Here is a 21,899-nt window from a genome sequence, read left to right as displayed (position 1 = left end):
CTGTACGAGCAGCCGAGGGCTCAGTGCCACGTGTGATCCACCAGAGCGGTTCGCGGACCGAACTTCGGCTTGGTGGCCTTCCCGCTCAGATACAGCAAGCGAATTGCGCGATGTCGATGCGGAGCCAGGGGCCGCATGTACTCGACCATTTCGGCGTCGTCGATGGGCCTGCCCAACAGCGACCAACCCACCACCGCAGCCAGGTGATAGTCGCCGACCGACAACGCGTCGGGGTCCCCCAGGGCGCGCTGCGCGGTCTCTGCCGCGGTCCAGATGCCGATGCCCGGGATCGCCCGCAGCCTGCGTTGCGCATCCTCGGGCGTCATCGTCGACGCCTCCTCCAGGCGTCCGGCCGCCTGCGCGGCGCGGACGATGGTCTTCGACCGGGCCGGGTCGACGTTGGCGCGGTGGTACTCCCACGAGGGGATACGACGCCACACGTCGGGTGTGGGGAAGACGAACATCGGCTTGGGAGTCGGCCCCGGTGCGCTCTCGCCGAACTTGCTCACCAGATACCGCCACGAACCGAACGCCGAAATGCCGTGTACACGTTGCTCGATGATCGCCGGGATCAACGCCTCGAGCACCAGGTCGGTTCGGCCGAGACGCAGGTGCGGCAGCTGCCGGTGTGCCTCTCGCAGAATCGGGTGCTCCGGTACGAATGTGCTGGCGTCGTCGCCGTGGCCGAGCAGCGCGGGCACCGCGTCCAGCAGTTCGAGTGCGCCGGGGCCCCATGCTCGGGCCTGGACGCTGGTCGGCGACGCTTGGGTCAGACGGTAGGTCACCGGACCCGACTTCATCCTCGACGTGCGCCAGATTCCGCCGTCCGGCGTCGACTCGTAGGTGGGATCGCCGCGGCCCCGACGCAACGGCGACAGCGACATCCGCACGTCGAGCCGCTTCTCGGACGTGACAACGCGTACGGTTCCGCTCGACCCGGTGGCGTCGGACATTGCGGTTCGTCACCTCCCGGACTGTCAGGACCAGCGTCGACGGTGTATCTCTGGCAGAGCCCAGTCAACACCTTCGGCGGAGTCGACGGGAAATATCGTGTACCCGGACAAGGAGGACAACCGTGACTCGATCGAGGGCAGCATCGTTCGTCGGGGTCGCATTCGCGTTCGTCGTCGCGATGATGGGCACGACGATGCCGACGCCGCTCTACGCGTTGTACGAGGTCGAATTCGGGTTCTCCGTCTTCGTCGTCACATTGGTGTTCGCCGCGTACGCCGTAGGCGTGCTCGGGGCACTGTTGGCCTTCGGTCGCTGGTCCGATTCGCTCGGTCGACGTCCGATGTTGTTGGCGGCGATCGCTTTCGGTCTCGTCAGTGCCGTGGTGTTCGTGACCGCGGACTCGCTGACGGCCCTGGTGGTCGGGCGCGTGTTGTCCGGTGTCTCGGCCGGGATCTTCGTGGGTACCGCCACGGTGACCCTGCTCGAACTGGTTCCCGACGCGTGGCGTGATCGGGCTCCGGCGATCGCCACGGCCGCCAATATCGGAGGTCTGGGTCTCGGGCCGCTGGTGGCAGGTCTGTTGGTGGAATACCTGCCGCAGCCCTTGCGGCTGACGTTCTTCGTCGACATCGCGCTGCTTCTCGTGGCTGCAGCGGCGGTGTACTTCGCGCCCGAAACCGTCCGAGTCGTCGCCGGTGCGCGTCCGCACGTGCAGCGTCTGTCCGTTCCGGTGGAGGTGCGCGGCACGTTCTTGCGCGCTGCGGTGGGTGGTTTCGCAGGGTTCGCGGTACTGGGATTGTTCACCGCCGTCTCACCGGGATTCATTGCCGGTGTGCTGGGGATCGACAATCACGCCATCACAGGTGTGGTGGTGTTCGCCGTCTTCGCCGCGTCCGCGACCGCCCAGATCACGCTGCGCGCAGCCGATCCCACCTCGGCTCAGCGCTGGGGATGCCTGGTCTTGGTGTTCGGTCTGGTGCTGCTTGCCGCGTCGTTGCTGCTGACGTCTCTGTTCGTGTTGGTGTGCGCGGCGCTGCTCTGCGGAATCGGGCAGGGCGTGACGTTCAGCAACGGGATGGCCGCGATCGGTGCGCAGCTTCCGCAGCACCGGCGTGCCGAAGTGACCTCCACCTTCTTCGTCGTGCTCTACGTTGCGATTTCGGTCCCGGTGATCGGTGCCGGGGCTGCGGCGACGGAGTGGGGCCTGGTGACTGCGGGGCTGGTGTTCTCGGCGCTGATCGCGGCGCTGGCAGCGGTGGCGTTCGTGCTGCTCACCCTCGACGGCCGAAGGGCCACGGATACCGGCACGTCGTGACCCGGTTCGCCGAGATCGGTTCTCGGCACAGCGCAGACGGCCGCCAAGTAACTCGATGTTCTCGAGCGAGTCACCCGGAGTTTGTCGGTGGCCCGACGTAGGGTCTGAGACCGTGATCATCGTGAGTACGGACGGCTCGTGTCTGCGTAACCCCGGCGGAGCAATCGGGTGGGCGTGGGTCAATCACACGGGGCCGAGCAACTCCGGTGGTGAGCCCTCGGGCACCAACCAGGTAGCCGAGCTCCGTGCCCTGCTCGAGGCAGTTCTGGCTCACCCCGGCCCCGAACCGCTGTTGATCGAGTCCGATTCTCAGTACGCAATCAAGTGTGCGTCCGAGTGGCTCGCCGGCTGGAAGCGCAAGGGTTGGAAGACGGCGAGCGGCACTCCGGTACGCAACCTCGAGCTCGTGCAGAACATCGAGCGGGCCATCACCGACCGTGAAGGGCCCGTACGGTTCCGATGGGTCCGTGGACACGTCGGCAATCATTTCAACGAAGCAGCCGACGCCTTGGCAGGCGAAGCTGCGCGTGCCATCGCAGCAGCGGGTGCAAACGCCGGATCCAAGCCGGCCGTGACCAAGCCTGCTGGGAGTGCTGCACCGCAGTCCTCGGAGCCGGAGATCGCGACGCTGTTCTGACGGCCGTGCTCGGTAGTCAGCCGCGAGGTTTCATGCGGGCGTTCGGAAGTTCGGGCGCATGGAGCCGCGGCCCGGGATAGCCCTCGACTGTGCCGAACTGGCCATTCTCGGCCTCGTAGGCCGCTCGATACTCGACGACGTCTTCGTGACTGCGGCCGACGAAGTTCCACCACATCACGATCTGCTCGCCGAACGGCGGGCCGCCCAGTAGCAGGAACCGAACCGGCTCCTGCGTCGAATTGTGCAGGTGCAGTTCGTGTTCACCGGGTTCGACATAACCCAGTTCGGCAGCGCTCAGATCGGCGTCGGCCAGGGTCAACGATCCTCGGTCGACGATGATCCCGTGCTCGAACGTCGGGTCGACTTCGAGAGTGACCCGCGCGCCGGCGTCGAGCACCATCTCTGCCCCGAGCAGTGGGGTGTACGTCGACACCGGCGAGGTCTCGCCGAGCACGGTGCCGAGGAACACCCGGGCGGCGAGTCCGGGTGCAGTGACCGGTTTCGGCACATAGTGCTCGAATGTCGGTGCAACAAAACGGGATACGGCCGGAAGGGCGACCCACAACTGCATGCCGTGCAGGATGTCGGTCTGCGGGGTGGAGACCTCGGAGTGACTGATGCCATGCCCGGCCGTCATCAGGTTCAGTTCGCCGGGCCGGACCATGGCATGCGAACCCACACTGTCGCGGTGCTCGATCTCGCCCGAGAACAGCCAACTGACCGTCTGCAATCCGGTGTGCGGGTGCGGTGCGACATCCATGCGCGAGCGTTCCGGGCCGTAGTGGTCGGCGAAACACCATGCGCCGATGAGGGATCGGTCCTTGTGGGGCAGGGTGCGTCGAACCTTCATGGCGCGGGGACCGCCGAGTGGAACTTCACGAGGGGTGAGGACCTGGATCATGTGTTCTCCCGGATGTCGGTCTGGGCGAGTCTGAGCTTGCTGCACAGACTGTGGAGTGTCTTCAGCTCGTCGGCATTCAAAGCATCGCCGACGTACCGTCTGATGCGGGCGGCGTGTTTCCGTCCGATCGTCGTCTGCACGTGTGCTCCCGCATCGGTCAGGCAGATGACCGTCCCACGTTTGTCCGACGGATCGGGTTCTCGGGCAACGTAACCCAACGCTGCGAGGCGGTCGCACATCCGACTGAGCGACGGTTGGCTGAGCAGGATCTCGTCGTTGAGTTCGTGCAATCGGAGTCTGTGATTCGGACTGGCACTCAGGGTGAACAACACGTCGTACTCACGCATGCCGATCGGATCCCAGATGTCGTCGGCCGTGAACCGGCGCATCAGGGCGACCTGGGAGCGAAACAGTGCCTCCCAGGCCTCGATCGACAACTCTGTGTCAGACGGCAACAGCTGCTTCTTTCTCCGCCAGCATCGACGCGTGAGTCGGGGGATTCTCCGGAACACCCTCGGGGCGTCGGGCAGCGAATTCCTTCCGCAGTACCGGCACCACGTCCTCGCCCAGGATGTCGAGCTGTTCGAGCACGGTCTTCAACGGCAGACCCGCGTGGTCCATCAGGAACAGTTGACGCTGGTAGTCGCCGAAGTAGTCCGCGAATGCGAGCGTCCTTTCGATCACCTGCTGCGGAGATCCGACCGTCAGCGGCGTCTGCTCGGTGAAGTCCTCCATCGTGGGACCGTGGCCGTAGACGGGTGCGTTGTCGAAATACGGCCGGAACTCGGTCACCGCGTCTTGGCTGTTCTTGCGCATGAACACCTGACCGCCGAGTCCCACGATGGCCTGGTCGGCACGGCCGTGGCCGTAGTGCTCGTAGCGTTCCCGGTAGAGGTCGATGAGCTGGACGTAGTGCTCCTTCGGCCAGAAGATGTTGTTCGCGAAGAAACCGTCACCGTGATACGCGGCGATCTCTGCGATCTCCGGGCTGCGGATCGACCCGTGCCAGACGAACGGCGCAATGCCGTCGAGTGGCCGCGGTGTCGAGGTGAACCCGTCGAGCGGGGTGCGGAAGTTGCCCTTCCAGTTCACGACGTCCTCGGTCCACAGTCGTCGGAGCAGCTGGTAGTTCTCCAGCGCCAGCGGAATTCCCTGACGGATGTCCTGGCCGAACCACGGGTAGACCGGACCGGTGTTGCCGCGACCCATGATGAGGTCGACGCGTCCCTCGGAGAGATGCTGGAGCATCGCGTAGTCCTCGGCGATCTTCACCGGGTCGTTGGTGGTGATCAGCGTGGTCGACGTGGACAGAATCAGCTTCTCGGTCCGGGCCGCGATGTAGCCGAGCATCGTTGTGGGCGACGACGGCACGAACGGCGGGTTGTGGTGCTCGCCGGTGGCGAAAACGTCGAGGCCCACTTCTTCGGCATGTTCGGCGATGGTGATCATCGAGCGGATGCGCTCGTGTTCGGTGGGCGTCGCACCTGTCGTGGGGTCGGTCGTGACGTCTCCGACAGAGAAAATTCCGAACTGCATGGTGCGCTCCTACCGAACAAAGTTCATGCGTTTGCATCGACTACGTCGTACAACCGGTGCGTGGTCCGGGCTATTCCGTATCGACTACTGGACGAGCGACGCGGTTCCGACGAGCGAACGCACGTCGTACGACTCGGCAGCGCCGTGCTGCTCGGAGGACCCGCCGTGCACGGTGTACAGCACTGCGTAAGAGGTGAACGTGACGTCTTGGCCGTCATCCGTATCGATGGTGACACGCGGCAGAACGATGAGTAGGTGGGTCCGGTTGCCGTCCGAGAGAGTCTTCACGAGGGTGCGCACCTCGAATCCCAGATCGGAGCGGGTGACGTCCGTGGATTCCAGCGTCTCACCACTGAGGACGAGCTGCGCCGCCCAGACGCCGGCGGATCGATGGGCGTCGACGGTTCCGGTGATGTCGTCGCCACTGAACTCGTAGTGGTTCGCTGCTGTGAAAGGCATGGTCACAGGCTATGCCCGGGCGGGTGAAAAAACTTCGAAAGAATTTCCCATCCGATACCCATCCACCCGGTGACGGGCCCCGAATGGTCAATGAGACACCCGCTGCTGCTGTCGCCCCCGACCGCCGTCAGTAGTGGGTGTCTCCCTTAATTTGTGAGCCCTCGTCGGCCTGACTCTTTCCCTAGCATCGACGTCATGGCGTTTCGCATCGTTCCCGTCACGGCTGAGTCCTGGCCGCTGTTCCGCGCTCTTCGGCTCGAGATGTTGGCAGACTCGCCGAAGGCGTTCGTCGAGACTCTCGATGCTGCGTCGCGGCAATCGGATGACGACTGGCAGCGGCGAGCCGCCGAAACCAATTCTGCGTTGTCGTGTGGTTTCGCCGCGGTGGACGACGCGGGTCGGTGGGTAGGGATCATGCGGGCGCGGGTCGAAGACGGTAGGACATTTCTGCTGGGCGTCTACGTGACGCCTCTCCTGCGCGGCGAAGGCTTGGCCGAAGCGTTGCTGCTCGAAATCGAGCGGTGGGCCAGCGAACGCGGGCACGACCAGCTGACACTGGAGGTGCACGAGCACAACCAACGCGCCCAGGCCTTCTATCGGCGCAGAGGATTCAGCGCCACCGGTGACAGAGTTCCCTACCCCTTGGCTCCCCATGAGCACGAAGTTGTGATGATCAAACCACTTGGGGCGCGACCACAGACCCGTTGATGACGGGCGCGGCAGGGAGAATCGCTCGCGGCGAAGAGCTACTGCGAGCCGGGGATCCGGACGCTGTCCGCCGCGCACTGGCGTTAAGGAGACCCCAATTCACTGAGCCGACTGACCAATCGATCGGTGTCGAGACCGGCACACCCGACGGCAAATTCATGCCGCGGGACGAGAGCGTGGAAGTCGGTCCGTACGTCCCGGTCGTACAGGACATCCACGAGATTCGCGAAGCGCTGAGCGGCGAACTCGTCGACACTCGCAAGAGCCGGAATCTCTGTGATCGTCACACTCGTTGCCGTCTCGATCATCTGGAGGTAGTCACCTGTCGAACGAGCGGCGCAGCACAACTCGGCAAACGTATGACCACCCAAGACCGGCTCGAGACTCCAACTCCCCGAAGCGAATCGCGATCCGCTGGCGCCGCCGGAACGGTAGTCGACGGGACCGTCGACGCAGACCACGTCGAGTTCTTCCTTCAGTTTCTCGATCGTCGGCAGGAACGTCGGGTGGTACAGCGGATTCGGCAGCAACTCGTCGGGCGCGTAGTTCGACGTGACGACCAGGACGACGCCGCGAGCGAAGAGCGCGTCGAGCATGCGGGTGATGAGGCGGGCATCGCCGATGTCGTGGACGTGGAATTCGTCGAAGCACAGCAGTGATGCAGGAGACGATTCTGTCGACAGGATGTCGTCGATGGCCGCGTCGATCGAGAAGTTGCGGCGAAAGTACGCCGCGTGCAGGTCGCGGAAGAAGCTGTGGAAATGGACGCGCTTTTTGGCCGTGACGTCGATGTTCTCGAAATAGGTATCGAGCAGCCAGGTCTTACCGCGTCCGACCGGACCCCACAGATAGAGGCCCTTCGTGCCGGGCGTGGACAGCGCGTCGGCTGCTGCGGCCTGGGCATCGTCCAGGATGAAGTCGGTGTCGAAGGTGCATCGCGGCGGAGTCGGCCTCATGAACCGAACCGTACGCCGACAGGCTCTACATTTGTAGAGGGAGTGTGTAGGCTCACGCCCATGGATCGTCGAACCGCCATCGCCGACGCCGCGCTCGGCGTCGTTGCTCGCGACGGCCTGCGCGCGCTGACCCACCGCGCGATCGACTCGACGCTCGACTACCCGGCGGGGTCCACGTCGTACTACTTCCGAACCAAGTCCGATCTGCTCGCTGCGGTGGCCGCCAGACTGGTCGAGCTGTCGCACGCGTCGTTCGTGGACATTGCCGACAACGAGACCGATGTGGCCACGGTGGTAGGGCAGTATCTCCACGGTGCGCTCACCCATCGCATGACCGAGCTGCGGGCTCGTTACGCGTTGATGCTCGATCCTGCTGTCGCGCAGGATGTTCGAGACGTTCTGGCGCGCTCGTTCTTTTCGCTCGAACTGGCCCGGGAGCTGTTCGAGGAACCCGCCCACGGCGACGGACTCGTCTCGCTGTGCGAGGGCTTGATTGCCGACGTGGTGTTCGGTCGTCGGACATCGAATACCGTTGCAGCGCTACGGCATCCGATCGCCGTCTACCTCCAGGGCGCTGAGGGCTCGGAGGATCAGAGTGGGTAGCCGACTCCGGTCAACTTCTCGCTGACGTCCCACAGCTTTGCCGCGAGTGCGGGATCCTGCGCCATGCGAGTCATCGACGCCGGGCCCGGCTTGCCGCGTGACTCGAACAGCGATGTGGGGCCGCTGTAGGTGCCGCCGCCTGCGACGTCGACGGCATAGATCGTGGGAAGTGCTCCGGCACGGGCGGATTGCGAGATGAACTTCAGTCCGATGGGTGCCAGTGCCGCCAGGATCTTGTTGCTGCCCAAGCCGTCCGGGCTCGAGTACAGCTCGGTCGAGGAGATGCCGGGGTGCGCAGCATTGCTGGTCACCTTGGATCCGGCCTTGTCGATCCGACGCTGCAATTCCAGCGCGAACAAGATGTTCGCGAGCTTGGAGTTCGCGTACCCACGCTGAGCGCTGTAGCCCCGCTCGAGCTGGAGATTGTCGAAGTCGAGCTTGGGGCGCTGACGGTGCGCGACGGACGCGATGGTGGTGATCTTCGCGTCGTCGGCGAGCTTGGGAAACAGTAGGCCGGTCAGGGCGAAGTGGCCGAGGTGATTGGTGCCGAGCTGAAGCTCGAATCCGTCCTCGGTCTCGGTCCGCGAGGCCGGCATCATGACGCCTGCATTGTTGATCAGTACGTCGATCGACTCGGGAGCCGACGCGGCATATTCCCGCACCGAGGCCAGGTCGGCGAGATTCAGGTTCGCCGTGTCGACGGTTCCGTTCGGTGCCTCCGCTCGGATCTTCGCCGCTGCGGACTCGGCTTTCTCCTGGTTACGGCAGGCGAGCGTCACGTGGTCGCCACGGTTCGCGAACTCCAAGGCGGTGAAATAGCCGATACCGGTGTTCGCTCCGGTGATGACAACGCGTCTCTGCTTGGTTTCAGGCACGGCGCCAGGCTACCGGTCTGCTTTAGGATGCGCCCGTGAGCACAGCAGAAAGCGGTGAACATCCGGCCTTTCCGAAGGGGACCGGAACTCCTGCGTCTCGGGCGTTCCGCGCGGCGGGCTACCTGTGCCTGGACGACCTCGCAGGTGTGTCGGCGGCCGAGTTGAGAAAACTGCACGGTGTAGGTCCGAAGGCGCTCACGGTCGTCCAAGCAGCATTGGAGCAGACCGGTAGATCACTCGGCTGATGGTCAGGCCCAGTGACTCGGACGGGTCAGGGATTCGGGTAGCCGTGTTGCTCGGTCACCCCGTGCGGCGTTGATCTGGAACTGCGTGGCATAGATGCTGCCGCGCAGGTCTGCGCCTCTGAGGTCGGCACCGCGAAGATCCGCACCGATCACGTCCGCCAGTCGCAGGTCGGCCCCGCGCAGGTCGGCTCCGATGAGGTAGGTGCCGCGCAAGCTTGCGCCGCGCAGATCGGCACCGGCGAGCTTCGCGCCGATCATGTCGCGTCCGCGGTAGTTCGTCTTCTTGCCCACGACCTCGGCGCGCACCTGGTCGCCGGCATCGAGCAGGACGTCGTTGATTCGCAAGCGCAGGACGGAGATGTCGACCGACATCAGGATCTCGGGAGTCGCCGACGTGAGCGCATCCAGCTCGTCGTACTCGCTGCTGAGCCGGGTGTGCAGGCTTTCGGTCGATGTCCGACCACGTGCATCCGCCAGATACCAGAGTAGTTCGTGCAGATCACGCATCACCGGAAAGACCGCGAACATCTCCGACGCGTTCGACGGCTGCTGCCGCCAGTCCCGTCCCTCGAACGTGGATTGCGACACCTTCTGGCCCGCACCGAAGCAGTCGTACACCGTGCACCCGGGAAAACCCTTCTCCCGGAGCGACGAGTGAATCCCGCACCGCGAGTCCTCCAGGAGGTTGCGGCATGGCTCCCCTGCGGCCTTGTCCATTGCGAAATCCGATGACTTCGCGAAGGGCAGAGCGACGCAACAGAGCCCGAAACAACTGCCGCAATTGGCCAGCAAGTTCTCGCTCGGGGCAGCCATGCGTCCACTGTGTCCCTCGGCGTGCGTCAGCGTCAAACGAGATTCACTCGGGTAGATCGAGTAATGCGACGAGCTTCTTCGGTGCCCGGTTGCAATAACTCTCGGTGATCAGCTCGCCGAGTTCCACGCGGTCCACGGAGCCGTCGAGTTTCATGCCGATGATCTCGGGTCCCCAACCCGGAGCGAAGAAGCCGTCCCGCTTCGACAATGCGTCGAGTTCGATTCCGCGAGAACGGAAGATGAGGACATGGGCTGGGCCGTCGGTGCCTGCGGCCTTCGCGAATGCCGGCGGACTACCGTCGCGAATCTCGAGCAGGTGGGCAAACGTGCGACCGCGTATCCGCCAGCGCTCACCGACCCAGGCCTGTTCCTCGTACGTCTCGGGCAGCGCCAAGCACATTCGACGGACTGTGGCATCCCAGCTCATCGCCTCTCCTTCACTGCGACATACCGGGCTACAGTATTTCAGCGGGGTAGCTGGACGCACAGCAATCCAGGAGGTCGAGCGCGTTGGAACCAGGGTTCGACGACGTGGTGTCCGCGCTGCGCGCTGCCGGGTGTGTGTTCGCCGAGGAGGAAGCACGCATCCTCGTCGAGTCCGCCTCGAACCCGGCAGAGCTCGCCCACCTGCTGGGGCGACGCGTCGCCGGTGAACCGCTCGAGCACGTCGTCGGGTGGGTGTGGTTCTGTGGTCGACGCATCGCCGTCGAACCGGGTGTGTTCGTTCCCCGCCGCCGCACCGAATTCCTCGTGGAATGCGCTGCAGCACTGCATCCTTCGACGCTCCTCGACCTGTGTTGTGGTTCCGGTGCGATCGGCCTGTCGGTTCCGGGTGTCACCGAGTTGCATGCGGCCGATGTCGACGCCGCTGCGGTGGAGTGCGCCGAACGCAACCTGGAGGCCGTCGGAGGAACGGTGCACCGCGGCGACCTGTTCGACGCGCTGCCGCCGGAGCTGCACGGCAGATTCGACGCGATAGTCGTCAACGCCCCGTACGTCCCCACGGGCGAGATCGAGCTGATGCCGAGAGAGGCGCGACTTCACGAGCCGCACATCGCACTCGACGGCGGCGAGGACGGTGCTCGTCTCCATCGGCGGGTTGCGGCGCACGCCCACGAGTGGCTGGCTCCGCACGGCAGTCTGCTCATCGAAACCAGTGCCCTGCTGGCGAATTCGACGTTCGAGGCCATCCACGAGGCCGGGTTCACGGCCGGTATCAGCGAATCCGAGATGTTCGACGCCGTCGTGGTGATCGGTTCGACAAGCGAGTAGTGATCCACATCGTGTTTCGATAGTGGGTCTTGGTGGCATGCGTCGATCATGACTACTTTGCTGTTTGCGGTAACCGCTGCCGACCACTGGACCTTGAACGACGGAAGCAAGCACCCCACCGGGTACTGGGCCGAAGAGCTCGTCGAATCCCACCGCACCTTCGTCGACGCAGGATGGGACGTCACGGTGGCCACGCCGGGCGGCAAGGCACCGGTCGTCGACGAGGGCAGCCTGGCGGTCGACGCCAACGGCGGTGACGAGCAGAAGGTAGCTGATCAGAAAAGCTACCTCGCGTCCATCGAGTCCATTCTGTCCTCCCCCGCAGTGCTGGAGGAGCAGAAGGCGTCGGACTTCGATGTCGTGTTCGTTCCCGGCGGTCACGGACCGATGGAGGATCTCGCCGTGTCCGAGAGTTTCGGCGCGCTGGTGGTCGACTTCCTCGACGCCGACAAGGTGGTCTCCGCGGTGTGCCACGCGCCGGCGGCCCTGCTTCCTGCCGTGCGTTCCGATGGATCCTGGGCGTTCGACGGGTACGAGCTCACCGGCTTCACCGACGAGGAGGAGACCCAGGCCGGGCTCGCAGACAAGGCCCCGTGGCTCCTGGAAACCCGGTTGCGTGAGAACGGTGCGAAGTTCGAGAACGCCGACGCATGGTCACCGCATGTGGTCGTCGACCGGAACCTCTACACCGGCCAGAACCCGGCCTCGACGCGTCCGCTCGCGGAGAAGCTGGTCAGCGCGCTGAAGTAGTCGCCCTGATGTAAAGACGGTGGCGGCCGGTGTTCTGCCCACGGAGAACACCGGCCAGCAGCGGGAACATCACTACTGCTTTCGAAGTTGAGTCCCGATAGCTCAATCTTTGGAGGAGAAGTGACCGAAACCGTTCGTGTCCCCGTACTGTTCCTGACCGACCCGATAGTCCTGCCCGGAATGGTGGTGCCCGTCGAACTCGACGAGGCCGCGCGCGCCGCCGTCGATGCGGCGAAGGCGAGCAATGACGGCACGCTGCTCGTCGCACCCCGTCTGGAAGACCGCTATGCCGCGTACGGAGTCCTCGCGACGATCGTGCAGATGGGCCGCCTGGCCGACGGGCGACCGGCCGCCGTCATCAAGGCCACGCGCCGCGCGCACATCGGCCACGGAGTCAGCGGTCCCGGTGCCGCCCTGTGGGTCGAGGCCGAGACCGTCGCAGACGTGGCCGCGAGTGATGACCTCAAAGCCCTTGCGGCCGAGTACAAACAGCTCGTCGTGGCGATGCTGCAACGCCGAGACGCCTGGCAGGTGATCGACTCGGTCAACAAGCTCACGGATCCGAGTGCCATCGCCGACACGGCCGGTTACGCGTCCTACCTCACCGACGTGCAGAAGCGTGACCTTCTCGAAACCCCGGATGTGGCAACGCGTCTGGATTCGCTGATCGAGTGGACCAAGGCCCATCTCGCCGAGGTCGAGGTGAACGACAAGATCTCCGGCGACGTACGCGAGGGGATGGAGAAGACCCAGAAGGAATTCCTGCTCCGGCAGCAGCTGGCCGCCATTCGCAAGGAACTCGGCGAGGACGAGCCCGACGGTGCCGACGACTATCGTGGCCGCGTCGAGGCCGCCGACCTGCCCGAGAAGGTGCGCGAACAGGCGCTCCGCGAGGTCGGCAAGCTGGAGCGCGCCAGTGATCAGAGTCCGGAATCGGGCTGGATCCGTACCTGGCTCGACACCGTGCTCGACCTACCGTGGAACAACACCACGACCGACAACACCGACATCGATTCTGCGCGTGCCGTCCTCGACGCGGATCATCACGGACTCGACGATGTGAAGGATCGAATCGTGGAGTACCTGGCGGTCCGTGCGCGACGCTCCGAACGGGGCCTGCAGTCCGTCGGTGGGCGCGGATCCGGTGCCGTCATGGTGCTCGCGGGCCCACCCGGGGTAGGCAAGACCTCGCTCGGCGAGTCCGTCGCACGTGCGCTCGGCCGTACCTTCGTGCGCGTCGCTCTCGGTGGAGTTCGAGACGAGGCCGAGATCCGTGGGCACCGTCGCACCTACGTCGGCGCACTGCCGGGCCGAATCGTGCGGGCCATCGGTGAGGCGGGATCGATGAATCCCGTTGTGCTGCTGGACGAGATCGACAAGGTCGGTTCGGACTACCGCGGCGACCCGAGTGCCGCACTGCTCGAGGTGCTGGACCCGGCGCAGAACCACACGTTCCGTGATCACTACCTCGATCTGGATCTCGACCTGTCCGACGTGGTGTTCCTCGCCACGGCCAATGTGATCGATCAGATTCCCGGCCCGTTGCTCGATCGCATGGAACTGGTGACCATCGACGGATACACCGAGGACGACAAGGTCGTCATTGCGCGGAACTACCTGCTTCCCCGTCAGATGGACAGGGCTGCAGTCACGTCCGAGGAGGTCACGGTGACCGACGCCGCACTGCGCAAGATCGCTGCCGACTACACCCGCGAGCCCGGGGTGCGGCAGCTGGAGCGGTTGTTGGCAAAGGCCCTACGTAAGGTGGCGACGAAACTCGCGGGTACCGCTGACGTTCTGCAGATCGACGAGCCGGATCTGGTGACCTACCTCGGTCGTCCACGCTTCACGCCCGAGGCGCATGAGCGAACGGAAGTGCCAGGTGTGGCAACGGGTCTGGCGGTCACCGGACTCGGCGGCGATGTGCTGTTCATCGAGGCGGCCTCGACCGACGGCGATCCCGGGTTGAAGCTCACCGGTCAGTTGGGCGATGTGATGAAGGAATCCGCGCAGATCGCGCTGTCCTATGTGCGTTCGCACGCAGCACAATTCGGCGTCACGCCCGAATCGCTCGATCGCAGCATTCACGTGCACGTTCCGGCGGGCGCGGTGCCGAAGGACGGCCCGTCGGCAGGGGTGACCATGGTGACGGCATTGGTGTCGATGGCCACCGGACGGCCGGTGCGATCGGATGTCGGCATGACCGGTGAGGTCACGTTGAACGGTCGAGTGCTGCCGATCGGCGGGGTGAAGCAGAAGTTGCTCGCTGCGCAACGAGCGGGGCTGAAGACGGTGTTCATTCCGGCTCGCAACGAACCGGATCTGGACGACGTGCCCGCAGAAGTGCTGGAAGCGTTGGACGTCCGTCCGATGACCGATGTCGCCGACATCCTGGCGCTCGCGCTGGAACCGGTGGCAGCGTCCGCGGCGGCTTGATCGTGGAGACGGGAGCCGCGCTTGACCTCGAGCTATGTCGAGGTTCTACCGTGATGACATGAGATCGACGACATGAGGGTGATGACATGAGGGTGCTGGCATGAGTATGGAGATGACCGCCTGGAACCAGATGTATCGGTCGATGAACAGGCCCGATACCCAGTCGTCGTTCTCGAAGGAGACAGCCCGCAGGATCCTGACGTTCGCGGCACCGCATCGTCGCGCTCTCGGCGGGTTCCTGGTGCTGAGCGTGGCCTCCGCTGTTCTCGCGGTGGCCACGCCGGTACTGGCAGGCCGGGTGGTGAACGCCATCGTCGACGGGCGCGAGCTGCGCGTGGTTGTGCTGCTGGCAATCGCCATCGCGGCGATCGCTCTGGTGGACGCCGTGGTCGGTCTGATCAATCGGTGGCTCTCGGCGAACATCGGCGAAAGCTTGATCCTGGATCTGCGGACCGCGGTGTTCGACCACGTCCAGCGCATGCCGATCGCCTTCTTCACGCGAACGCGTACCGGTGCGCTGGTGAGCCGGCTCAACAACGACGTGATCGGAGCGCAGCGTGCATTCAGCACCACGCTGTCCGGGGTCGTCAGCAACCTGGTGACGTTGGCGCTGACGTTGGTGGTCATGATCGGAATTTCCTGGCAGATCACGCTTCTCGCACTGATTCTGCTGCCGGTGTTCGTGCTTCCCGCGCGACGAATGGGTCGACGCCTCGCTCGGCTGCAGCGTGAAGCGGCAGCGCACAATTCGGCGATGAGCACGCAGATGACCGAGCGATTCTCGGCTCCTGGAGCGACGCTGGTGAAGCTGTTCGGTCATCCCGAGCAGGAATCGGTCGAGTTCGCGGTACGCGCCCGGCGCGTGCGCGACATCGGCGTTCGCAGTGCCATGGTGCAAACGGTGTTCGTGACGGCACTGACGCTGGTCTCGGCGCTGGCTCTGGCCGTGGTGTACGGTCTGGGCGGCTTCTATGCCCTCCGGGGGTCACTCGACCCGGGTTCGGTTGTGGCACTGTCACTTCTGCTTGCGCGGCTCTACTCTCCCCTGACCGCGCTGGCCAGCGCGCGCGTCGAGGTGATGAGCGCGCTGGTGAGTTTCGAGCGGGTCTTCGAGGTGCTCGATCTCGTTCCGCTCATCACCGACAAGCCCGATGCAAAGACTCTGCCGGCGGGGCCGGTGGCCGTCGAACTCGACGATGTTCGGTTCGCGTACCCCTCGGCGGACAAGGTTTCGCTCGCCTCGCTGGAAGAGGTGGCGACCTTGGATTCGCGCGGCGGAGAACAGGTTCTGCACGGTGTGTCGTTCCGCGCCGAGCCGGGCCAGATGGTGGCGTTGGTCGGGACCTCCGGTGCCGGCAAGTCCACGATTGCGCAGATGATTGCCCGCCTGTACGACGTCGACGGCGGCGCCGTCCGCCTCGGCGGTATCGACGTGCGAGATCTGACGGCCGAATCAGTCCGCGGCACAGTCGGTATGGTGACCCAGGACGGTCACCTGTTCCACGAGAGCATCCGGTCCAACCTGTTGTTGCCCAGGCCCGATGCCACCGACGACGAAGTGTGGGATGCCCTGTCGAGGGCGCGGCTCGCAGATCTCGTACGCTCCTTGCCCGACGGCCTGGACACGGTCGTCGGTGAGCGTGGATACCGGCTCTCCGGTGGTGAGCGTCAGCGCCTGACGATCGCGCGGTTGCTGATCGCGCAGCCACGGGTCGTCATTCTCGACGAGGCCACGGCGTCACTGGATTCCACGTCCGAGGCCGCGGTGCAGGCGGCGTTGGCCGAGGCGTTGGAAGGGAAGACCTCGGTGGTGATCGCGCACCGACTGTCGACCATCAGGGCAGCCGACGTGATCCTGGTGATCGAGGACGGGCGAATCGCAGAGCGAGGCACGCACGACGAGCTCCTCGCGGCGGGAGGCCGCTACGAGGAGCTGCATCGGACGCAGTTCGCTCAGTCGGGCAGGTCGGACCAGGCACTTCAGGGCGCCGGCACCACTGTGGACGGGTCGTCGTCGGTTGCCGCGGCGAGCATCGGGGTGAATCCGTCGATTGCGTAGTCCAGCGACAGCGGGCTCGAATAGCCAAGAGCCGAGGGCAGATCCGTGCTGAACGAGCCGATGTAGACCGTTCGATCCTGCTTCACGACGTCGAGGGCCGCGATCAGTGGGTTCGCCTGGAGTTGCTCGCGGGTCTGGCCGGCGATGACGAGGACGTCGGTGTCCAGACGCCCGAGGTTCTCGGGACTGATCGTCTCGGATGCGTCGGGAATCTCGAAGCCGAGGTCGGTGAAGAACAGCGCCCGGATGTCGTCTTTGCCGAGCAGTAGGTAGCTGCCGTCGTCCATGACGAACGCGAGAGACAGTGACTTGCCGGTGAACTGGGGGTTCTCGGCCTCGGTGGTGGCGAACTTCTGCTCGAGCGTGGCCGTCTGGTCCTGGGCTTCCTGACTCTTGCCGAGGGCTTTGCCGACGACCGCGAACTCCTCTTGCCAGGTTGCCGCGGGCACGTTGTCGTAGCCGCCGATGTCGGCGATCGTCGGAGCCATTCCCGAAAGTTGGTCGTACTGACCCTGATCGATGAAGGAGTACGGCCCGAGGATCAGATCGGGTGCCTGCGCGGCGATCTGTTCGAGGTTGAGGTCGGTGCTGCCGACCTCGGGAATCTCGGTGCCGCCCAGTGCCTCCTGGGCCCACGGGCGCTGGCGGTAGTCGTAGCTCAGGTTGCCGCGCGTCGCCACAGGCTTGACTCCGAGAGCGAGCGTGAAGTCCTGCTCGTTGAACCCGATCGTCACTACGCGGGTGGGCTCGGCGTCGACGACCGTCTCACCGAAATGGTGCTCGATGGTGACGGGAAAGCCCGCCTCGCTTCCGGAGTCACCGGATGTGGCGGTTGTGTTGTCGGACGAACAGCCGACCGCCAGTGCCAGAACTGAGGCACCGGCGGCGACGAGCTGTACAGACTTCTTCATGTGATCTCCTCGCGCGGTAACTGAGCGAGGTTAGCCTAACCGACCTATCAAGGCTTCGATCACGTGCCATAGGTCGGTGGTGCGATCAGCAGTTGGTCGTGGCCGGCACACCCGCGAATCGCTGGTCGATCCATTCGAGGGCTTGCGGCAGGCCCAGTACTGCAGCGGTCAGGTGATCGTTGCTGGGCACCTTGACCTCGGTCACCAGCACCCCGGCGCGGCAGTATCGGGCGATCGTGTTGTCGATTGCGCTGACCGGGATCAACGCGTCGGTGGGGCTGTGCCACTCGAAATACGGGGCCTTCGGCACTCCGGGATACAACTCGACGCTGTTCTCGTTGACGGCGGCGATCATCTCCGGGCTGTTCATCAGGTCCAGCGTGCCGGCGACCTCCATGGCACTCTTGCCTGCGCCCGCGGCGATGATGTCGTTGGTGCACCCGTTCTGGATCTTGCTCTCGATCTCCTTACCCACCGGGTTGAGCTGAGAGCTGATCGGGATGCGGGTGGGGTACTCGCGTTCGATACCGAGCGCGGCCGCAAACGCGAGGCCGAACATGGGGTGCGGGGCGAAACCGAGATCGCGGGCCATGCGCTCGAGGTTCATCGGAGCGCCACCGTTCGCGCTGCCGACGATGTTCAGCTCGGGTGCGTAATCGTTCTGCAACGCCGCCGCCCATGCCGTGGCCATGCCGCCGCCGGAGTAGCCGGCCAACGCAACCGGGCTCTGCTGAACCTGGATGGGCTCGAAGCGCTGAGTGGCGCGAATGCTGTCGAGCACGATCTGCCCGCCGAGCTTGGCGGCACCGTAGGCGCTTCTCGGTCCGAGGTGATCGGCGATGACGACAGTCCAGCCGCGCTGCAGGACAGCGTTCAGTGCCGGTGCCTCGCGAATCGCCAAATTGGGGTCATTGGACCAGAGTGCTTGTGAAGGTGCACATTCGAGACCGAGTGCATTGATGATGTGTTGGTAAGAAAGCAATGGGCCGTTGGGCGCTTTGTTATGCGGAACCATAATCGTATTGATTGCAGCAATGGGATCACCCGCCGAGTCGGTCGAGCGGAACTTCAGCTGCCACACGTCGATATCGAAGAATCCGGGCGGCGGGGGCATGGGTCGGCTGGAGATCACGTCGCCCGGTTGGAGGGCGTCCAGATCCGCAGGCGGCGCACCGAACCCGTCCGCGATGGGGGTCGGCATCAGTGGCTCCGCCGCCGCCTGACCTGCGCCGACGACCGACGAACACAGCAGTGCTACCGCCGTCATTCCGGCAGCGCCTGCCAATTTGAGAACCCGCATGTGTTAAACCCCTCCGTGCCTGAATCGAAACGACGCGCGTTCCGATGATCCGGCAAGCCCCCGTAGAGCCGGCCCGCAAATCGGTATAGCTGTTAGAGCGTGACTCGTTACGCTCCCCCCGGAAACGATAGGACGAACGGTACGCACTCGGACATTCTATGGCAACAGAAGAACGGTCTCCGTGCCGGTTTCTCTCGAAAGTGCCGAACGTCGTGTCGGGCGTGACGGTATCGCTATTCGGGAGCGACGTCGTCGGGTGCCTTGTCGGGGCGCAGACCGCGCCAACTCGGATGCCGTAGATGACCCGATTCGGTCGATTCGTAGAACCGGACCTCGCCGACGAGAGTCGGTTCCACCCACACCGCACCGTTCCTGTCGGCGGTGGGCAGCGCCGAGGAGAAGGGACTGTCCGACGTCTCGAGAGGCGTGAGAAGGGCGGCGAGAGTGTCGAGTGCGCGATCGTCGAACCCGGTCCCGACGCGACCCACGTAGCGGAGGCCGTGGCCGTCGGGGATCCCCATCAACAACGAGCCGAACCCGCCCGCGCGACGACCCTGGCCCCGACGCCACCCACCGATCACGACTTCCTGCGTCCGCCAGTTCTTGTGTTTGATCCACGTGTGGGCGCGCTTGCCGGGTTGGTAGACGGAGTCGGTTCGCTTGGCGACGACGCCCTCCCACCCGCGTTCTCGGCTTTCGGCGACGGCATCCGCGGCGGAGCCGGTCAGTTGCGGAGGCACCAGCACCGAGTCGAGTCCGGTGGTGAGAAGCTCGAGCAGCCGTCGTCGATCGGAGTACTTCTTACGCAGCAGTGAGGTGCCGTCGAGGTAGAGCAGATCGAAGGCGATGAAACGGATGTCGTCACGGTTCGCGTTCTGCAGCATCTCGAAGCTGCTGATGCCGTTGTCGTCGAACACGACGACCTCTCCATCGACGACGGCGTCGTGGTCGGAAAGGTCGTCCGCCAGAGATTGAAGCGCACCGAACTTCTCGGTGTAGTCGTTGCCGCTGCGGGTGCGGAGCGTCATGGACCCGTGCGTGAGTTCTGCGACGATGCGGAACCCGTCCCACTTGCCCTCGAACGACCACTCGTCGTCGCCGAGACCCAGAATGTCGCCGGCGGTGGCGAGCATCGGCGAGATGTTCTTGGGTGGGGAATTGTCGCTCGTTGCATTCTCGGTCGTTGTATTTTCCGTCGTCGCGCTGGAAGCGCCCTTCATCAGATGCATCAGCCACTGGTTGCCCTTGGTGCGAATCAGGGCGAACCTGCCGCGGGCCTTCGATCCGTTCAGGACGACGATGACTTCGTCGTCGCGCCATTTCTCCAGCTCGTAGGTTCCGCTGTCCCAGATCGATACGTCGCCACCGCCGTACTCGCCCTTCGGTATCCGACCGGAGAACGTCGCGTACTCGAGTGGGTGGTCCTCGGTGTGTACCGCCAGCCGGTTCTGCTTGGGATCGTCCGGGATGTTCTTGGGGACGGCCCACGAGACCAGGACGCCGTCGTGTTCGAGTCGAAAGTCGTAATGCAGGCGTCGGGCATGATGCTCTTGGATGACGAAGGTGTCGTTGTTGCCCTGCGGCTCGGCGGTCTCGGGCACCGGCTCGGGAGTTCGGTCGGCGCTCCGCATGCTGCGATACTTGTCGAGTTTGTCTGTGGTGGTGCCGCTTTGGGGTTGCTTCTCGTCCGAGTTCACGGCGGGATCCAGGTCGGCGAGTAGATCGCCGACATCGCTGAGGCGCTCGAGCACTTCCTCGAACCGAAGCTGTTGCAGGCCAGGCGCTTCCAGCTCGTCCCAGGTGCGAGGTGCCGCGACGGTGGGGAGTGCTCGCCCGCGGAGTGAGTACGGTGCGACCGTCGTCTTCTTGCCGTTGTTCTGGCTCCAGTCGACGAACACTCTCCCGGTGCGCTTCGCCTTTGCCATGGTGGCGGTCACCCGATCCGGCGAGCGCTCTTCGAGCAGCGTGGCAACACGTTTGGCGACGGTGGACGCGCCCGACGTCGACAGTGGCTTCTCGAGCGGAACGTACAGGTGAATTCCCTTGCTGCCGCTGGTGACCGGATATGCCGTCATGCCGATATCGCCGATCAGATCTCTTATCTCGCAGGCTACTTCGGCGCATCGGGCGAGGTCGACGTCATCACCGGGATCGAGATCGAAGACCATGCGGGTGGCGGGGCCGGGCTCGTTGCCGTCGAACCGCCATTGGGGCACATGCGCTTCGATGGCTGCCTGTTGGCCGAGCCACGCCAGATCGGCTGCGGTGGAAAACAGTGGGTAGGTGACGACGCGATCCGAATGTTGCATCGACCGGCGATCGAGCCAGTCGGGTGCCGATGCTGCGAGGTTCTTCTCGAAGAACGAGGACTGGTCGACGCCGTTCGGCCAACGTTTGCGGGTCACGGCGCGGCCGACGAGGTGCGGCAGCATCGCATGCGCGGCGGCAACGTAGTACTCGATGATGTTGCCCTTGGTGGTGCCGGTGTCGGGGAACAGCACTTTGTCGAGGTTGGTGACGGAGACCTTCCGTCCTTCGATCTCGAGCGTGGCCATCGTCTCAGGTTAGTGGCCGACGTCAGAACCTGCGGGCAAGTTGTGACAGGCTCGATCCCATGGCGACGATCAGTGTCTCGGTACAGATGCCCGAGAATCCGCAGGGCGCGTGGGACAAGGCTTCCGCGCTCGACCGCTTCGACGAGTGGATGACCATCCATGGTGGGTGGTGCAGCCCACCACCGAAGAAGGTCGGCAAGGGCACCGAAGTGGAGTCGCTGGTGAAGGTGAAGGGCTTCAAGAACACGATCAACTGGACCTTCACCCAATACGACGAGCCCAAGCTGATCGAGATGTCCGGACGCGGCAAGGGCGGGGTGCGAATCTCGCTGACCGTCCATGTGCGTGAGGCCGAGGGCGGATCGGAGCTGACGCTCGACGCGAAATTCGGCGGGGGTGTGCTGTTCGGTCCGGTGGGATCGGTGGTGGCGCGCGCTCTGGACACCGATGTCAAGAAATCCGTTGCGAACCTGGCGGCGTTGAAGTGACCGATCCATGCTGAAGTAGCTGCACGACAACCTCTTCCAGCCCCGCACCGTGTTCTCGGTGCGGGGCTGGATTGTTTGTATGGGCTTACGCGATGTGGGGCCCGGCTCGGGCGTGGGATTGTCTGG

At 64.6% G+C, this 21,899-nt stretch carries 22 protein-coding genes; 10 read left to right on the top strand and 12 right to left on the bottom strand.

Annotation, left to right across the window (positions count from 1 at the left end; translation table 11 throughout):
* Positions 1-20 precede the first annotated feature (20 nt).
* Positions 21-953: a DNA-3-methyladenine glycosylase gene (locus CH305_RS07055; RefSeq protein ID WP_094703254.1), complete on the bottom strand. Its 933-nt coding sequence runs from the start codon at positions 951-953 to the stop codon at positions 21-23.
* 122 nt (positions 954-1,075) lie between these two features.
* Between CH305_RS07055 and CH305_RS07050 the strand changes: the two genes are divergently transcribed.
* Both CH305_RS07050 and CH305_RS07045 read left to right on the top strand, forming a co-directional pair.
* Positions 1,076-2,269: an MFS transporter gene (locus tag CH305_RS07050; protein WP_094703253.1), complete on the top strand. Its 1,194-nt coding sequence runs from the start codon at positions 1,076-1,078 to the stop codon at positions 2,267-2,269.
* Between the two features lie 112 nt (positions 2,270-2,381).
* The gene (locus CH305_RS07045) at positions 2,382-2,906 is read left to right on the top strand and encodes a ribonuclease H (RefSeq protein WP_037151792.1); all 525 of its coding nucleotides are present in this window, start codon (positions 2,382-2,384) and stop codon (positions 2,904-2,906) included.
* Positions 2,907-2,922: 16 nt separating this feature from the next.
* On the opposite strand, the gene CH305_RS07040 is transcribed toward CH305_RS07045, so the two are convergent.
* The 4 genes from CH305_RS07040 to CH305_RS07025 all read right to left on the bottom strand — a co-directional run bounded on the left by CH305_RS07040 (position 2,923) and on the right by CH305_RS07025 (position 5,802).
* The gene (locus tag CH305_RS07040; RefSeq protein ID WP_094703252.1) at positions 2,923-3,807 is read right to left on the bottom strand and encodes a pirin family protein; all 885 of its coding nucleotides are present in this window, start codon (positions 3,805-3,807) and stop codon (positions 2,923-2,925) included.
* The gene (locus tag CH305_RS07035; RefSeq protein ID WP_037151786.1) at positions 3,804-4,262 is read right to left on the bottom strand and encodes a MarR family winged helix-turn-helix transcriptional regulator; all 459 of its coding nucleotides are present in this window, start codon (positions 4,260-4,262) and stop codon (positions 3,804-3,806) included. Before CH305_RS07035 ends, CH305_RS07040 begins: the two co-directional genes overlap by 4 nt.
* Entirely contained in the window at positions 4,252-5,343 is a 1,092-nt protein-coding gene (locus tag CH305_RS07030; RefSeq protein WP_094703251.1) for an LLM class flavin-dependent oxidoreductase, read from the bottom strand. Before CH305_RS07030 ends, CH305_RS07035 begins: the two co-directional genes overlap by 11 nt.
* Positions 5,344-5,427: 84 nt before the next feature.
* Positions 5,428-5,802, bottom strand: coding sequence for a hypothetical protein (locus tag CH305_RS07025; protein WP_143545260.1), 375 nt, complete (start codon positions 5,800-5,802; stop codon positions 5,428-5,430).
* A 195-nt stretch (positions 5,803-5,997) separates the two neighbouring features.
* Between CH305_RS07025 and CH305_RS07020 the strand changes: the two genes are divergently transcribed.
* Positions 5,998-6,510 (top strand): N-acetyltransferase, encoded by a 513-nt coding sequence (locus CH305_RS07020; RefSeq protein ID WP_094703249.1) that lies wholly within the window; start codon positions 5,998-6,000, stop codon positions 6,508-6,510.
* Positions 6,511-6,593: 83 nt separating this feature from the next.
* Here CH305_RS07020 and zapE read toward each other — a convergent pair whose 3' ends face one another.
* The gene (zapE, locus tag CH305_RS07015) at positions 6,594-7,466 is read right to left on the bottom strand and encodes a cell division protein ZapE (protein ID WP_094703248.1); all 873 of its coding nucleotides are present in this window, start codon (positions 7,464-7,466) and stop codon (positions 6,594-6,596) included.
* 60 nt (positions 7,467-7,526) lie between these two features.
* Between zapE and CH305_RS07010 the strand changes: the two genes are divergently transcribed.
* On the top strand, positions 7,527-8,069 hold the full coding sequence (locus CH305_RS07010; protein WP_094703247.1) for a TetR/AcrR family transcriptional regulator: 543 nt from the start codon (positions 7,527-7,529) through the stop codon (positions 8,067-8,069).
* On the opposite strand, the gene CH305_RS07005 is transcribed toward CH305_RS07010, so the two are convergent.
* Positions 8,057-8,944, bottom strand: coding sequence for an oxidoreductase (locus CH305_RS07005; RefSeq protein ID WP_094703246.1), 888 nt, complete (start codon positions 8,942-8,944; stop codon positions 8,057-8,059). The two genes, CH305_RS07010 and CH305_RS07005, sit on opposite strands and share 13 nt — an antisense overlap.
* Before the next feature lie 35 nt (positions 8,945-8,979).
* On the opposite strand from CH305_RS07005, the gene CH305_RS07000 reads away from it, so the two are divergent.
* Positions 8,980-9,189: a DNA-binding protein gene (locus CH305_RS07000; RefSeq protein ID WP_094703245.1), complete on the top strand. Its 210-nt coding sequence runs from the start codon at positions 8,980-8,982 to the stop codon at positions 9,187-9,189.
* 3 nt (positions 9,190-9,192) lie between these two features.
* On the opposite strand, the gene CH305_RS06995 is transcribed toward CH305_RS07000, so the two are convergent.
* Both CH305_RS06995 and CH305_RS06990 read right to left on the bottom strand, forming a co-directional pair.
* A complete protein-coding gene (locus tag CH305_RS06995) occupies positions 9,193-10,002 on the bottom strand; it encodes a pentapeptide repeat-containing protein (protein ID WP_094703271.1) in 810 nt (269 codons plus the stop codon).
* A gap of 43 nt (positions 10,003-10,045) precedes the next feature.
* Positions 10,046-10,429: an MmcQ/YjbR family DNA-binding protein gene (locus tag CH305_RS06990; protein ID WP_037172505.1), complete on the bottom strand. Its 384-nt coding sequence runs from the start codon at positions 10,427-10,429 to the stop codon at positions 10,046-10,048.
* Between the two features lie 83 nt (positions 10,430-10,512).
* Between CH305_RS06990 and CH305_RS06985 the strand changes: the two genes are divergently transcribed.
* The 4 genes from CH305_RS06985 (at position 10,513) to CH305_RS06970 (ending at position 16,519) form a co-directional block, all read left to right on the top strand.
* A complete protein-coding gene (locus CH305_RS06985; protein ID WP_094608782.1) occupies positions 10,513-11,274 on the top strand; it encodes a putative protein N(5)-glutamine methyltransferase in 762 nt (253 codons plus the stop codon).
* A gap of 48 nt (positions 11,275-11,322) precedes the next feature.
* Positions 11,323-12,024, top strand: a complete 702-nt coding sequence (locus CH305_RS06980) for a type 1 glutamine amidotransferase domain-containing protein (protein WP_037151761.1) — start codon at positions 11,323-11,325, stop codon at positions 12,022-12,024.
* 120 nt (positions 12,025-12,144) lie between these two features.
* Positions 12,145-14,460: an endopeptidase La gene (lon, locus tag CH305_RS06975; RefSeq protein ID WP_037151758.1), complete on the top strand. Its 2,316-nt coding sequence runs from the start codon at positions 12,145-12,147 to the stop codon at positions 14,458-14,460.
* Between the two features lie 100 nt (positions 14,461-14,560).
* On the top strand, positions 14,561-16,519 hold the full coding sequence (locus CH305_RS06970) for an ABC transporter ATP-binding protein (protein WP_037151756.1): 1,959 nt from the start codon (positions 14,561-14,563) through the stop codon (positions 16,517-16,519).
* Here the strand turns inward: CH305_RS06970 and CH305_RS06965 are convergent.
* From CH305_RS06965 to CH305_RS06955, 3 genes are all read right to left on the bottom strand, one after another.
* Positions 16,441-17,430 carry an iron-siderophore ABC transporter substrate-binding protein gene (locus CH305_RS06965; protein WP_032402153.1) on the bottom strand — a complete coding sequence of 330 codons (990 nt, stop codon included), beginning with the start codon at positions 17,428-17,430 and terminating at the stop codon, positions 16,441-16,443. The genes CH305_RS06970 and CH305_RS06965 overlap by 79 nt on opposite strands.
* A gap of 85 nt (positions 17,431-17,515) precedes the next feature.
* Positions 17,516-18,730 (bottom strand): lipase family protein, encoded by a 1,215-nt coding sequence (locus tag CH305_RS06960; protein ID WP_032402152.1) that lies wholly within the window; start codon positions 18,728-18,730, stop codon positions 17,516-17,518.
* A 233-nt stretch (positions 18,731-18,963) separates the two neighbouring features.
* Positions 18,964-21,285, bottom strand: a complete 2,322-nt coding sequence (locus CH305_RS06955; protein ID WP_094703244.1) for an ATP-dependent DNA ligase — start codon at positions 21,283-21,285, stop codon at positions 18,964-18,966.
* 59 nt (positions 21,286-21,344) lie between these two features.
* Here CH305_RS06955 and CH305_RS06950 point away from each other — a divergent pair, with 59 nt between their 5' ends.
* Positions 21,345-21,773: an SRPBCC family protein gene (locus CH305_RS06950; protein WP_032378553.1), complete on the top strand. Its 429-nt coding sequence runs from the start codon at positions 21,345-21,347 to the stop codon at positions 21,771-21,773.
* Positions 21,774-21,899: the final 126 nt, after the last annotated feature.

Source organism: Rhodococcus sp. 15-649-2-2, assembly GCF_002258645.1.
Taxonomy (GTDB): domain Bacteria; phylum Actinomycetota; class Actinomycetes; order Mycobacteriales; family Mycobacteriaceae; genus Rhodococcoides.
This window is presented reverse-complemented; position numbering and strand designations above follow the sequence as displayed.

Bases quoted from the DNA above. Each gene is read 5' to 3' on its own strand.
- CH305_RS07055 (WP_094703254.1), bottom strand. From the start codon at position 953: ATGTCCGACGCCACCGGGTCGAGCGGAACCGTACGCGTTGTCACGTCC.
- CH305_RS07010 (WP_094703247.1), top strand. From the start codon at position 7,527: ATGGATCGTCGAACCGCCATCGCCGACGCCGCGCTCGGCGTCGTTGCT.
- CH305_RS06950 (WP_032378553.1), top strand. From the start codon at position 21,345: ATGGCGACGATCAGTGTCTCGGTACAGATGCCCGAGAATCCGCAGGGC.
- CH305_RS07025 (WP_143545260.1), bottom strand. From the start codon at position 5,802: ATGCCTTTCACAGCAGCGAACCACTACGAGTTCAGTGGCGACGACATC.
- CH305_RS06970 (WP_037151756.1), top strand. From the start codon at position 14,561: ATGAGTATGGAGATGACCGCCTGGAACCAGATGTATCGGTCGATGAAC.
- zapE (WP_094703248.1), bottom strand. From the start codon at position 7,466: ATGAGGCCGACTCCGCCGCGATGCACCTTCGACACCGACTTCATCCTG.
- CH305_RS06965 (WP_032402153.1), bottom strand. From the start codon at position 17,430: ATGAAGAAGTCTGTACAGCTCGTCGCCGCCGGTGCCTCAGTTCTGGCA.
- CH305_RS06955 (WP_094703244.1), bottom strand. From the start codon at position 21,285: ATGGCCACGCTCGAGATCGAAGGACGGAAGGTCTCCGTCACCAACCTC.
- CH305_RS07030 (WP_094703251.1), bottom strand. From the start codon at position 5,343: ATGCAGTTCGGAATTTTCTCTGTCGGAGACGTCACGACCGACCCCACG.
- CH305_RS06980 (WP_037151761.1), top strand. From the start codon at position 11,323: ATGACTACTTTGCTGTTTGCGGTAACCGCTGCCGACCACTGGACCTTG.
- CH305_RS06960 (WP_032402152.1), bottom strand. From the start codon at position 18,730: ATGCGGGTTCTCAAATTGGCAGGCGCTGCCGGAATGACGGCGGTAGCA.
- CH305_RS07020 (WP_094703249.1), top strand. From the start codon at position 5,998: ATGGCGTTTCGCATCGTTCCCGTCACGGCTGAGTCCTGGCCGCTGTTC.
- CH305_RS06995 (WP_094703271.1), bottom strand. From the start codon at position 10,002: ATGGCTGCCCCGAGCGAGAACTTGCTGGCCAATTGCGGCAGTTGTTTC.
- CH305_RS07040 (WP_094703252.1), bottom strand. From the start codon at position 3,807: ATGATCCAGGTCCTCACCCCTCGTGAAGTTCCACTCGGCGGTCCCCGC.
- CH305_RS06990 (WP_037172505.1), bottom strand. From the start codon at position 10,429: ATGAGCTGGGATGCCACAGTCCGTCGAATGTGCTTGGCGCTGCCCGAG.